Source organism: Streptomyces ardesiacus (assembly GCF_003112575.1).
GTDB classification, from domain to species: Bacteria; Actinomycetota; Actinomycetes; order Streptomycetales; family Streptomycetaceae; genus Streptomyces; species Streptomyces ardesiacus.
The window spans coordinates 587,793-599,962 of record NZ_BEWC01000002.1; the positions used below are offsets into that span (position 1 = coordinate 587,793).

The window sequence follows — 12,170 nt, forward strand, 5'->3', positions numbered from 1 at the left end:
GAACGGGCCCCGCCTGCACCGGTATGAGAACGGGCCCCGCCCACCTCTCGGTGGGCGGGGCCCGTGCCGTGCGTGCCCCTGCGGGGCGGGACTACTCGGCGGCCAGGACCGCCTCGGCGTCCAGCGTGACGCCGACGGCCTCGACCACGGCGGCGATCTTGAACGCCTCCTGGATCGTCTCGCGGTCCACGCCGGCCTTGCGGAGCACCTGCTCGTGCGAGTCCAGGCACATGCCGCAGCCGTTGATGGCGGACACCGCGAAGGACCACAGCTCGAAGTCGACCTTGTCGACGCCCGGGTTGCCGATGACGTTCATCCGCAGACCGGCGCGCAGGGTGCCGTACTCGTGGTCCGACAGCAGGTGCCGGGTGCGGTAGAAGACGTTGTTCATCGCCATGACGGCCGCGGCCGACTTGGCGGCCGCGTACGCCTCCGGCGACAGGTTCGCCTTCGCCTCCGGCTCCAGCTCGCGCAGCACGATGGGGGAGCGCGAGGCGATGGCGGTCGCCAGCACGGTGCCCCAGAGCTGCTGCGCCGGGAGGTCGGAATTGCCGATGACCGAGCCGAGGTTGAGCTTCAGGTCCTTGGCGTAGTCCGGTATGGCGGACTTCAGGGAGTCGAGGGACATGTCAGTTCACTCCCCCGACAGCAGCGCGACCGGGTCCAGGGTCTCGTCGCCCTTGCTCCAGTTGCACGGGCAGAGCTCGTCGGTCTGCAGGGCGTCGAGGACCCGCAGGACCTCCTTGGGGTTACGGCCGACGGAGCCGGCGGTGACCATCGTGAACTGGATCTCGTTGTTCTGGTCCACGATGAAGACGGCGCGCTGCGCGAAGCCGTCCTCGCCCTCGATGCCGAGGTCCCGCATCAGCTCGTGCTTGGAGTCGGCCATCATCGGGAACGGCAGGTCGGTCAGGTCCGGGTGGTCCTTGCGCCAGGCGTGGTGGACGAACTCGGAGTCGCCGGAGAAGCCGAGGATCTGGGCGTCACGGTCGGCGAACTCGTCGTTCAGCTTGCCGAAGGCGGCGATCTCGGTCGGGCACACGAAGGTGAAGTCCTTGGGCCACGCGAAGACGACCTTCCACTGACCCTCGTAGGTCTTGTGGTTGATCTGCTGGAACTCCTTGCCCTTCTCCAGCGAGACGCAGGCGGTCAGATCGAACTCGGGGAACTTGTCACCGACAGTGAGCACGCGCTCTCCAAAAGTGCAGCGAGGAAACGCCCGTTTTGCAGGCGTATCCCACGGGTTGGACGTTCATGATGTTGGCACAGGGTGCATTGATTAGTGAAATAGCTACACTCGGTCGAGTTGATCGGAGGTGGCTATTAGTGCCGGGACGGAAGAGGCAGCCCAGCCTCGCCCAACTGCGGGCTTTCGACGCGGTCGCCGAACACCTGCACTTCCGCGACGCCGCCGCCGCGATCGGCATGAGCCAGCCGGCGCTCTCCGGGGCCGTCTCCGCCCTGGAGGAGGCACTGGGTGTCACCCTCCTGGAGCGTACGACGCGCAAGGTGCTGCTCTCGCCGGCCGGTGAACGGCTCGCGGTGCGGACCAAGGCGGTACTGGCGGAGGTCGGCGCGCTGCTGGAGGAGGCGGAGGCGGTACGGGCGCCCTTCACCGGCGCGCTGCGGCTCGGCGTCATCCCGACCGTCGCGCCGTACCTGCTGCCGACGGTGCTGCGTCTGGTCCACGACCGCTACCCCGACCTCGACCTCCAGGTCCACGAGGAGCAGACGGCGAGCCTGCTGGAGGGCCTGACGTCCGGCCGGCTCGACCTGCTGCTGCTCGCGGTGCCGCTCGGTGTCCCCGGCGTCACCGAACTCCCGCTCTTCGACGAGGACTTCGTCCTGGTCACCCCGCTCGACCACCGGCTCGGCGGCCGGGAGGGCATCGAGCGCTCGGTGCTGCGCGAGCTGAAGCTGCTGCTGCTCGACGAGGGACACTGCCTGCGCGACCAGGCGCTCGACATCTGCCGGGAGGCGGGCCGCGCGGGCGTCCCGGCCACGACCTCGGCCGCCGGACTGTCGACGCTGGTCCAACTGGTGGCGGGCGGCCTCGGGGTGACGCTGCTGCCCCGTACCGCCGTGCGCGTGGAGACCTCCCGGTCCAGCCAGCTCCTCACCGCGTCCTTCGCCGATCCCGCCCCCACCCGCCGGGTCGCCCTCGCCATGCGCACGCGCGCGGCGCGCTCGGCGGAGTACGAGGAACTGGCGGCGGCCCTGCGGGAGGCGATGGCGGACCTGCCGGTGCGGACGGTGCACGACTGAGGGACCGGACGACCGCCCGCGCGGTCCTCCGGTCCCTCGGTCGTGCGTCGGCGCGGGGCCTACTCCGTGCGCAGGCCCTCCGGACGCATCAGCCGCAGCAGCGGCGGCAGGCTGCACAGCGTCACCACCAGGACGACCGCCGCACCGATGCCGGTCATGGACAGCACGCCCGTCCAGTCGACGCGCACCGGAGTGCCCGTCATCTTCAGCAGCACCGTGCCCAGGGTCAGGCCCACGATCATGGACAGCAGCAGGCCGAGCACGATGGGAATCGCCGTCTGCCACAGCACCGACAGGCTCAGCGTGCGGCGCCGGGTGCCGAAGGCCACCAGGGCCGAGAGCAGCTTCTTGCGTTCGCGCAACTGCTCGAGCTGCGAGACCAGCAGACTGGCGCCGATCAGCGCCAGCACACACGCCGCCCCCACGAACAGGCCGGTGCGGATGGCGTCGAAGCGGTTGGTGCGCTCGGTCTCCGCCCAGGTCACGGTGTCCGCCAGGCGATCGATGCCCGAGGCGGTGTTCCGGACCAGGTCCTGCACGTCCGGCACGGACTGGTCCAGCTTGAGGTAGGCGTGGCCGTCCAGCGTCGGCCCGAGCGCGGCCGGCAATGCCCCCGGCGTGATCAGGAAGCCGCCCCGGTCGGTCCCGGCCACCAGCCCCGCACGCGCCTTCGCCGTCTTGATGCCCTGCGGAACCGTCCACGGGACCGCCCGGCGCTTCGGGCCGCCCTCGTAGGTCGGGTCCGAGTACAGCTTCCGGCCGGGGGCGGCCAGCTTCGTCATGTCCTCACCGGTGTCCCACTCGGCACCGTGGACGGCGAAGACGTCCCCGTCCGCGCACGAGGGCAGCGTGGAGATCTCCCGCAGCGACGCGCAGTCGCCGACGGTGATCATCGTGCCGTGCTCCGGGTCGTGGGGGCGGTCGCCCAGGTAGCCCTCGGAGTAGGCGTAGACCGCCTTCACGCCCTTGGTGTCGCGGAACTTCTCGGCCGCCGGGGTCATCGGGACCCCGCTCGACAGTTGCGCCTCCATCTGGGCCCGCGACACGTCCTGCCCGGTGGACCTGGTGTAGTCGCTGTCCACGCCGGCGAACAGCATCTGCAGCGCGATCGCCCCCGCGACGGCCACCGCGATGCCGTTGACCATGCGGGCCGCCGTACCGCTGCTCAGCTGAAGCCTGCGCACGGCCAGTTGCCAGGCCACGCCGCCGGAGCCGAGGCGGGCGACGACGCTTTCGACGATCCACGGCAGCAGCGCGGTCACGCCCACGAGGAGCAGCACCACACCGCCGGTCACCAGGTACTGGTTGAAGTCGCCGTTGTCCCGGCCGTTGCCGATCATCGGGTACAGCATCGCCAGTCCGGCCAGCGGCAGCAGCAGCCGCCACCACAGCCGGCGCCGTGCCGGGCGGCCGGCCCGCACCACGCCGAGCGGCTCGATGACCACCCCGCGCAGCGCGAGCAGCGTCACCAGTACGGCCGCCGCCGGCACCGCCACCGCCACCAGCAGGGCGAGCAGCGGGGAGGGGTTGAGGTAGCTGGGGAACACGCTGATGCGGAACACCTCGGCGTTACCTGCGAGTTGCCGCCCGATCATGAAGAACGCGGCGCCGAAGACCAGCCCGAGGCCCGCGCCGGCCAGGGCCTCACCGGCGGCGATGCGCCGGGTCATGCGGCTGTCGGAGCCCACCAGGCGCAGCGCCGCGAGCCGCCGGTCCCGCCGCTCGCCGCCGAACCGCACGGCGGCGGCGATGAACACCGCGACCGGCATCAGCAGCACCACGAAGACGACGAGGATCAGCAGGAGCAGCACCGGGTCGGACCGCTCCCCACCCGGCTTGGGGTCGCCGAACCGGTCGATGCGCTCGACCCGGCCCGGGTTGATCTGCTCGGCGAGCCCTTCCGCGCCGCGGTAGTAGGCGAGTTCGGCCGACCCGATCAGCCCCTCCTCCGCGATCGTGCCGACGATCCGGTCCGGCAGCCGCTCGCGCAGCAGCGCGCCGGAGTCCGACTCCAGGAGTTCCTTCAGGGCGGGGGAGACCACCATCTCGCCCACCGCGGGGAACTTCTCCAGCCCCGGAGGCAGCGGGGCGCGCGGGCCCTCGGGCTCCAGGGCCCGGCCCCGCAGGTCGTCGTCGCGGAAGTAGTCGTCGACCCTGGCGACCACGAGTGTGTCGTTCGCCTTCGGCATGGGGTCGGAGGCGTAGGTGAGGTCGGAACGCGCCGCCTCCCGTTCGTGCCGGACGGTGAGCGCGCTCGGGATCGCGGTGGTCAGCAGCAGCAGGGCCACCCCGAGCCCGACGCCGACGGCCGTCAGTACGGCCCGGGTCCAGCCCTCCCGGCCTCCGGTGAAGGCGAAGCGGACGCCCAGCATCAGGTCCGCGGCCCACTGGCGCACGCTCATACGGCCCGCTCCATGTCCCGGGACTTGCCGTCGCGGACGACGATCTCGCGGTCGGAGTAGGCGGCCACGCGGGCTTCGTGGGTGACGAGGACGACGGCGGCGTTCGTGGAGCGGGCGGCGTCGGTGAGGAGTTCCATGACGCGTTCGCCGTTGAGGGAGTCGAGCGCGCCGGTGGGTTCGTCGGCGAAGAGGACGCGGGGGCTGGTGACGAGGGAGCGGGCCACTGCGACGCGCTGGCCCTGGCCGCCGGAGACCTCGCCGGGGCGCTTCTTGCGGAGGTCGTCGACCTCCAGGCGTTCCATCCAGGTCAGTGCGGCGCGTTCGGCCTCCTTGCGGGAGGTGCCGTTCAGGCGCAGGGGCAGGGCGACGTTCTCGACGCAGGTCAGCTCCGGTACGAGCTGGCCGAACTGGAAGACGAACCCGAAGTCGGAGCGGCGCAGTGCGCTGCGCTGGGCGTCGGACATGGCCGACAGTTCGCGTCCGTTGTAGGTGATGGTGCCGGAGTCGGGGGTGACGATGCCGGCCAGGCAGTGCAGGAGGGTGGACTTGCCGGAGCCGGAGGGTCCCATGACGGCGACGACCTCGCCGGGGTGGATGGAGAACTCGGCGCCGTCCAGGGCGAGGGTGGGACCGTAGGCCTTGCGGAGCGCCTGGGCGGAGAGCAGGGAACCTGCGGGGACAGTCATGGGGCTACCGCCTCACGGAGCTTGTCGAGGCGCGCGGCGGTCAGTTCCAGCCAGCGCAGGTCGGCCTCGAGGTGGAAAAGGGCGTGGTCGCAGATGAGCTGGTCCGCCAGGTCGCCCTTGCGCTTGCGGTCGGTCAGGATGCGCATGCTGCGCAGGTGTTCGGAGCGCTGGGTGTCGAGGACGTCGCCGGCGTCGCGGTGGGTGAGGAGCGCGAGGACGACCTTGGTGTAGAGGGTCGACTGGAGGTAGGGCTCCGGCTTCTCGGGTGTGGCGAGCCACCGCTGTACGTCGGTGATTCCCTCGTCGGTGATCGCGTACCGCTTGCGTTCGGGGCCGCCGCCGGTCTCGATGCCGTCGACCACGACGAGGCCGTTCTTCAGCAGGCGGGACATGGTCGAGTAGACCTGGCCGTAGTGCAGCGGCCGGTCGTGACCGAACTTCTCGTCGAAGGCGCGCTTGAGGTCGTAACCGTGGCGCGGCCCGGACTCCAGGAGCCCCAGGAGGGTGTGACCGATGGACATGCGGAGCACTCTACACACGGTGTATACGCCGCATGTATACGCCCTGTGCAGAGACCGTGGCGGCGGGTGCGGACGGCTTGTTCCGGCGCAGGTCAGAGGGTGTGTGTCACGGTTCCGCTACGACGGGGACCGCACTCGGGTCCTTGCGGTCAGGGCGGTGGCGCGGATCCCGGGCCGCCGCTCCTGGGCGGGCGGCCGCGGCGCGGCATGGGCCCGGTGTCGCCGGGCAGCCGGCCGGCCTCCGCCAGCGCCCTGCGGAGCAGGAACTCGATCTGGGCGTTGGCCGAGCGCAGTTCGTCGCCCGCCCAGCGGGCCAGTGCCTCGTACACCTGCGGGTCGAGCCGCAGCAGCACCTGCTTGCGCTGCTGCGGCCGTCGCCTCGGCGCCGGGCCCTCGGACGGCGCGGAACCCTCGGGCGAGGGCGTCACTGGTAGAGCGTCCCCGTGTTCAGGACCGGCTGGGCGGCGCGGTCCCCGCAGAGCACGACCATCAGGTTGGACACCATCGCCGCCTTGCGCTCGTCGTCCATCTCCACGATGCCCTGCTCGCTGATCCGGGCGAGCGCCGCCTCGACCATGCCGACCGCGCCGTCCACGATCTGCCGCCGTGCGGCGACCACCGCGCCGGCCTGCTGCCGCTGGAGCATGGCCGAGGCGATCTCGGGGGCGTACGCGAGGTGGGTGAAGCGGGACTCGATGATCTGCACGCCGGCCGCCTCCACGCGCGCGTGCAGCTCGACGGCGAGCTTCTCGGTGATCTCCTCGGCGTTGCCGCGCAGCGAGAGGCCGTCCTCGTCGTGGGCGTCGTAGGGGTACTCGATGGCGATGTGCCGCACGGCCGCCTCGGTCTGGGTGGAGACGAACTCGACGTAGTCGTCCACCTCGAAGGTGGCCTGCGCGGTGTCCTCCACCCGCCACACCACGACCGCGGCCAGCTCGATGGGGTTGCCGTAGGCGTCGTTCACCTTGAGGACGGCCGTCTCGTGGTTGCGCACCCGGGTGGAGATCTTGGTGCGGGAGGTGAAGGGATTGACCCAGCGCAGGCCGTCCTGCCGGATCGTGCCCCGGTACCGACCGAAGAGCTGGACCACGCGGGCCTCGCCCGGCGCCACCATGTTGAGCCCGCACATCGCGAGGAAGGCCGCCAGGGCGACCACGATGCCTCCGACGATCAGCACGGCCTTCCCGCCGGCCGAGTCGACCGCCGTGGCGGCGACGACGAGGCCGGCGCCGACGAGCAGCCCGACCAGCCCGAGGAGCAGGGCGAACCCGCCGCCGATGCTGTGCGCCTGGGTCTCGCGGACCCGTGGCGCCGGCATCTGGGGCACATCGGCGGTGACCTGCGGGGCATCGTGCGTGGACATGGGTGGTCCCCCGTTCTCTCTCTGCTTACTAAGTGATATCACTTTACCCCCCGATCACAACCCTGAACCCCTCTCGTACGTCGGTTCCTGTGGAGCGGGTGCTGATTCTCACGTCCGTACAAGGCTGGATCGGTTGCCCTTTGTCATATCTCCCGGTGTTAGCTTTCTGAGCTGACCTGAGCGACGAACCTGTGTGACGCGTGAGCGAAACGTGCCCACAGATGACCGAAGCGGAGCGGATCGGACCCATGGGGCGAGCGGAAGAGAGAAGAGCGCGACAGCGCGGTGGACGCCGCGCGGCGCCGAAACGCCGCCGTTCGTCGGGCGCCGGCGGGGCCGCGGGCGGCAAGAGCCGCATACGCCGGCTGTTCACCTGGAAGAAGATCGTCGGCACCTTCTTCGGCCTCTGCCTGCTGGGCATGGGCGCCTTCATCGTGCTGTACATGATGATCGACATCCCCGAGGGCAACCCCGAGGCCGAGCTGCAGAGCAACGTCTACAAGTACAGCGACGGCAGCATCATGGCGCGCACCGGCGACCGCAACCGCGAGATCGTCGACCTCGCCAAGATCCCCAAGGACGTCCAGCGCACCTTCGTCGCCGCCGAGAACAAGACGTTCTACAAGGACGCCGGCGTCGACCTCAAGGGCACCGCGCGCGGCGTGCTCAACACCCTGTCCGGCAAGGGCGCGCAGGGCGGTTCGACGATCACCCAGCAGTACGTCAAGAACTACTACCTGACCCAGGACCAGACGGTCTCGCGCAAGCTGAAGGAACTGGTCATCTCCCTGAAGCTGGACCGGGAGAAGTCCAAGGACTACATCCTCGCCGGCTACATCAACACCAGCTACTACGGTCGCGGCGCCTACGGCATCCAGGCCGCCGCCCAGGCCTACTACCGCGTCGACGCCGAGGACCTGACCGTCGAGCAGGGCGCCTACCTGGCCGCTCTCCTCCAGGCGCCGAACCAGTACGACTGGGCGATCGCCAGCCCGACCGGCAAGAAGCTCGTCCAGGAGCGCTGGAACTACGTCCTGGACAACATGGTCGAGCAGAAGTGGCTGAACGCGGGCGACCGGCAGGGCATGAAGTTCCCGGAGCCCAAGGAGCCCAAGGCCGCCGCCGGGATGGAGGGCCAGACCGGCTACCTGGTGGAGGCCGCCAACTACTCGCTCAAGAAGCAGCTCGTCGCCCAGGGTGCCGCCGAGGACATGGAGCAGGCCAAGGCCCTGGTGGACCTCGGCGGCTACACCGTCACGCTCAACATCGACAAGAAGAAGCAGGCCGCGCTGGAGAAGTCGGTCAAGGATCAGCTCACCAGCAAGCTGGACCCCGACAAGCGCAAGGTCGACGCCGACGTCCAGGCCGGAGCCGTCTCCGTCGACCCGAAGACGGGTTCCGTCGTGGCGATGTACGGCGGCGTGAACTACCTGAAGCACTACACCAACAACGCCACCCGCGACGACTACCAGCCCGCCTCCACCTTCAAGCCGGTGATCCTCGCCGCCGCCGTGGACCACGACGCCGAGACCCAGGACGGCGTGCCGATCACGGCCAACACCCTCTACGACGGCGACAGCGAGCGCCCCGTGATGGACGGCGACAAGGAGGTCGGCTTCGCCCCGCCCAACGAGGACGACCACGACTACGGCGAGATCGACGTCCAGGAGGCGATGAACAAGTCCGTCAACTCCGTCTTCGCGCAGATGGGCGTCGACGTGGGGATGACCGAGGTCATGAAGGTCGCGGCCGACCTCGGCATGGACACCGAGGGCGAACAGGCCGTGCCCGCCCAGACCCTCGGCAGTATGGGCGCCAGCCCGCTGGAGATGGCCGGCGTCTACGCCACCTTCGACAACCACGGCAAGAAGGTCACCCCGGCCATCGTGAAGGCGGTCGAGCACAAGGACCGCACGATCGAGATGCCCGACCCGATCGGCGAGCAGGTCATCAGCCGGGAGGCCGCCGACACGGTCACCTCCGTCCTCACCGGCGTGGTCGACGACGGTACGGCCAAGACGTCCGTGCGCGAGAACCCGCTGCGCGACGGCCAGCAGGTGGCCGGCAAGACCGGTACGTCCGACAACAACAAGTCGGCCTGGTTCACCGGCTTCACCCCGGGGCTGGTCACCTCCGTCGGCCTCTTCGGCGAGGACGACAAGCCGCCGCACCCGCAGGTCCCGATGTACCGGGCGGCCGGCGTCGACTACCGCGTCAACGGCGGTGGGCCCCCGGCGGAGATCTGGGCCGCGTACACCTTCGGCGTCATGGACGAGGTCACCAAGTTCGACCTGAAGACCAAGCAGGGCGCCGCGGTCAAGCCCAGCACGTCGCCGTCCAGCTCCGGTTCGCCGAGCCAGTCGCCGTCCCATGAGGCGTCGACCGAGGCGCCGCCGCCCTCGAAGGACCCGTCGACCGAGGCGCCGCCCGTGTCCGACGACCCGTCGACCGAGTCGCCGCCCGAGTCGCCGACGCAGTCGCCGTCGAACAGCGCGTCCAGCGGTGAGACACCGCCGGACGGCGGCGGGGGCTCCACCGAGTCGGGCGGCCCGGACTTCCCCGGCGGGGACTGGGTGCCGTAGACCGGCGGCAGTCGCGAGGGCGCACGAAGGGGCGCCCGGTGCTCACCGGGCGCCCCTTCGCGTGCCGCCGTTCGCCGGCCGCGGCCCCTCAGCCGCGGTTCAGCTCGAACCACACCACCTTGCCGGTGCTCAGCCGCGTCGCGCCCCAGCGCCGGGCCAGCCGGTTCACCAGGTACAGGCCGCGCCCGCCCTCGTCGGTCGCCCGCGCCTGCCGCAGCCGGGGCAGCTGCGGCACGTCGTCGCCGACCTCGCAGCGCAGCACGTCCGTGCGCAGCAGCCGCAGGGTGACCGGCTTGGAGGCGTAGCGCACCGCGTTGGTCACGACCTCGCTGACGAGCAGCTCCACGGCGTCCGTGAGGTCCTCCATGCCCCAGCGGGCCAGCGCACGCCGGGCCAGGCGGCGGGCCTTGCCGGGGGCCGCGTCCTCCGGCTCCAGGAACCAGTACGACACGTCGCTGGGCGCGATGCCGTCGAAGCGGGCTGCGAGCAGGGCGATGTCGTCGTCCCGGTCGCCCGGGCCGAGCATGTCCAGCACCTCGTCGCACAGGGCTTCCAGGGGCGGCGGATGGTCGGGGCCGGTGAGCTGCGCGGTCGCCGCCAAACGCTCCCGCAGTTGCTCTATGCCGGTCCACACGTCCCGCAGCCGGGACTCGACCAGGCCGTCCGTGTACAGGAGCAGGGTCGCGCCGGCCGGGGCGTCCAGCTCCACGGCCTCGAAGTCCACGCCGCCCACGCCGATCGGGGCGCCGGCCGGGACCCGCAGCACCTCGGCGTGGCCGCCCAGGTGCAGCAGGACGGGCGGCGGGTGGCCGGCGTTGGCGACGGTGATGCGGTGCGAGACCGGGTCGTAGACCGCGTACAGGCAGGTGGCCATGCGGTCGGTGCCCAGGCGCTGGGCCTGCTCGTCCAGGTGGTGCAGCACCTCCTGCGGCGGCAGGTCGAGCCCGGCCAGGGTCTGCGCCGTGGTCCGCAGCTGGCCCATGATGGCCGCCGACGTCATGGAGTGGCCCATCACGTCGCCGACGACCAGTGCGACCCGGCTGCCCGGCAGCGGGATGGCGTCGTACCAGTCGCCGCCCACCCGGGCGGTCTCGGCGGCCGGCAGGTAGCGGGAGGCCAGGCGTACGCCGGTGCAGCGCGGCAGGTTCTCCGGGAGCATCGTGCGCTGCAGCTCGTCGGCGATGTACGCCTCCCGCCCGTACAGCACCGCTTTGTCGATGCCCAGCGCGCTGTGCGTGGCGAGCTGGGCGGCCACCAGGAGGTCGTCGGCCTCGAAGGCGACGCGCTCCGGGCCGCGCAGGAACAGCGCGGCACCGATCACCCGGCGCCGCCCGCGCAGCGGCGCGAGGATCGCCCTGCGCCCGTCGGGCAGGGCCAGGTCCTGCTCCTCGCCCAGCAGTTCGGGCAGCGCCGCGCGGGCCGACCGGGTGTCCGTGAAGACCGGGCGCACCCCGCGCAGCACTTCGGCGAGCGCGCTGCCCGGCCGCACCTCGCACAGTTCGGCGCCGAGCGTCTCCAGCTCCGAGGGTTCCGGCTGGACCGCCGGCGTGAAGCCGCCCTCGGTGTCCCGCTCGGCCGGTATGCGGTCGGTGCGCCGCAGCCGCAGCACCAGGGGACCGGTGGGGCGCTCGTCGCCGACCGGCAAGGGCTCGCGCAGATAGACGAGGATGGCGTCCGCGAACGTCGGCACGGTGGCCCGGCACAGCCCCATCACGATCTCGTCCAGGTCCATGCCCCGGGCGATCCGCCGGGTCGCGGCGCCCACGAACCGCAGCCGGTCCCCGTCCCGACGCATCGGCGTGGGCTGCCCGGGCGCGGTGAGCTGTCCCGTACGCCGGTCCGGCTCAGCCCCGCGCCGGGGCGCGGCACCGTCCTGCCGCCCGCCGTCCGGCACCGCGTCGCCCGGGACCACGCGGCCCGAGGCGACGTCGCCCGAGGTCACGCCTTTGGAGGCCATGTCGCCGGAGGCGGTGCCGGCCGACGGTACGGCGTCCGGACGCACGTCGGCCGGTTGCGCGGCGCCCGCCTGCCCGCCGTCGGGCTGGGCCGGGACGCCCTCGGCAACGGGGCGCGGACGGTGTGCGTCGGCCTCGGCGGCCTGCTCGGCGCCCGGCTGCGCGTGCTCGAAGGTCCCCGCGGGGTCCGTGCCGGGCGGCGTCTCACCGCCGCGCCCCTGGACCGGTAACGCCGACCCGGAGGAGTCCGGCGGCACGGGGGTATGCAGGAGCGCCCCGCGGGGGTCCGTGGGGTCGGCGCCCGTCGAGGGGCGGTCGAAGGATGTCGGGTGCTCCGTCACGCGTGTCGAATCCATCCGTCCGGGACTGCGCGCGGCGCGTGCAGTTCGTCCCGCA

Annotated in this window: 10 protein-coding genes; 2 read left to right on the top strand and 8 right to left on the bottom strand. The window is 71.5% G+C overall.

Annotated features, from left to right (window positions below):
- Positions 1-91: 91 nt before the first annotated feature.
- Together Sdi02f_RS09760 and Sdi02f_RS09765 are read right to left on the bottom strand one after the other, a co-directional pair.
- A complete protein-coding gene (locus tag Sdi02f_RS09760) occupies positions 92-628 on the bottom strand; it encodes an alkyl hydroperoxide reductase (protein ID WP_030400811.1) in 537 nt (178 codons plus the stop codon).
- 6 nt (positions 629-634) lie between these two features.
- Positions 635-1,189: a peroxiredoxin gene (locus Sdi02f_RS09765; RefSeq protein ID WP_030145756.1), complete on the bottom strand. Its 555-nt coding sequence runs from the start codon at positions 1,187-1,189 to the stop codon at positions 635-637.
- Between the two features lie 137 nt (positions 1,190-1,326).
- On the opposite strand from Sdi02f_RS09765, the gene Sdi02f_RS09770 reads away from it, so the two are divergent.
- Entirely contained in the window at positions 1,327-2,265 is a 939-nt protein-coding gene (locus tag Sdi02f_RS09770) for a LysR substrate-binding domain-containing protein (protein WP_030400810.1), read from the top strand.
- Between the two features lie 59 nt (positions 2,266-2,324).
- Here Sdi02f_RS09770 and Sdi02f_RS09775 read toward each other — a convergent pair whose 3' ends face one another.
- The 5 genes from Sdi02f_RS09775 to Sdi02f_RS09795 all read right to left on the bottom strand — a co-directional run bounded on the left by Sdi02f_RS09775 (position 2,325) and on the right by Sdi02f_RS09795 (position 7,237).
- Positions 2,325-4,667 carry an ABC transporter permease gene (locus Sdi02f_RS09775; RefSeq protein ID WP_031184794.1) on the bottom strand — a complete coding sequence of 781 codons (2,343 nt, stop codon included), beginning with the start codon at positions 4,665-4,667 and terminating at the stop codon, positions 2,325-2,327.
- Positions 4,664-5,353 carry an ABC transporter ATP-binding protein gene (locus Sdi02f_RS09780; RefSeq protein WP_030400808.1) on the bottom strand — a complete coding sequence of 230 codons (690 nt, stop codon included), beginning with the start codon at positions 5,351-5,353 and terminating at the stop codon, positions 4,664-4,666. The genes Sdi02f_RS09775 and Sdi02f_RS09780 overlap by 4 nt, the downstream gene beginning before the upstream one ends.
- Complete coding sequence (locus Sdi02f_RS09785) at positions 5,350-5,874, bottom strand: PadR family transcriptional regulator (RefSeq protein WP_030400807.1); 525 nt, start codon at positions 5,872-5,874, stop codon at positions 5,350-5,352. Before Sdi02f_RS09785 ends, Sdi02f_RS09780 begins: the two co-directional genes overlap by 4 nt.
- Positions 5,875-6,023: 149 nt before the next feature.
- A complete protein-coding gene (locus tag Sdi02f_RS09790; protein ID WP_051783325.1) occupies positions 6,024-6,302 on the bottom strand; it encodes a type II toxin-antitoxin system antitoxin in 279 nt (92 codons plus the stop codon).
- The gene (locus tag Sdi02f_RS09795; protein ID WP_030400806.1) at positions 6,299-7,237 is read right to left on the bottom strand and encodes an SPFH domain-containing protein; all 939 of its coding nucleotides are present in this window, start codon (positions 7,235-7,237) and stop codon (positions 6,299-6,301) included. Before Sdi02f_RS09795 ends, Sdi02f_RS09790 begins: the two co-directional genes overlap by 4 nt.
- Before the next feature lie 248 nt (positions 7,238-7,485).
- Between Sdi02f_RS09795 and Sdi02f_RS09800 the strand changes: the two genes are divergently transcribed.
- Positions 7,486-9,819, top strand: a complete 2,334-nt coding sequence (locus Sdi02f_RS09800) for a transglycosylase domain-containing protein (protein WP_031184792.1) — start codon at positions 7,486-7,488, stop codon at positions 9,817-9,819.
- 88 nt (positions 9,820-9,907) lie between these two features.
- On the opposite strand, the gene Sdi02f_RS09805 is transcribed toward Sdi02f_RS09800, so the two are convergent.
- Entirely contained in the window at positions 9,908-12,115 is a 2,208-nt protein-coding gene (locus Sdi02f_RS09805; RefSeq protein ID WP_108933094.1) for a SpoIIE family protein phosphatase, read from the bottom strand.
- Positions 12,116-12,170 lie beyond the last annotated feature (55 nt).

Bases quoted from the DNA above. Each gene is read 5' to 3' on its own strand.
- Sdi02f_RS09760 (WP_030400811.1), bottom strand. From the start codon at position 628: ATGTCCCTCGACTCCCTGAAGTCCGCCATACCGGACTACGCCAAGGAC.
- Sdi02f_RS09775 (WP_031184794.1), bottom strand. From the start codon at position 4,667: ATGAGCGTGCGCCAGTGGGCCGCGGACCTGATGCTGGGCGTCCGCTTC.
- Sdi02f_RS09780 (WP_030400808.1), bottom strand. From the start codon at position 5,353: ATGACTGTCCCCGCAGGTTCCCTGCTCTCCGCCCAGGCGCTCCGCAAG.
- Sdi02f_RS09785 (WP_030400807.1), bottom strand. From the start codon at position 5,874: ATGTCCATCGGTCACACCCTCCTGGGGCTCCTGGAGTCCGGGCCGCGC.
- Sdi02f_RS09795 (WP_030400806.1), bottom strand. From the start codon at position 7,237: ATGTCCACGCACGATGCCCCGCAGGTCACCGCCGATGTGCCCCAGATG.
- Sdi02f_RS09800 (WP_031184792.1), top strand. From the start codon at position 7,486: ATGGGGCGAGCGGAAGAGAGAAGAGCGCGACAGCGCGGTGGACGCCGC.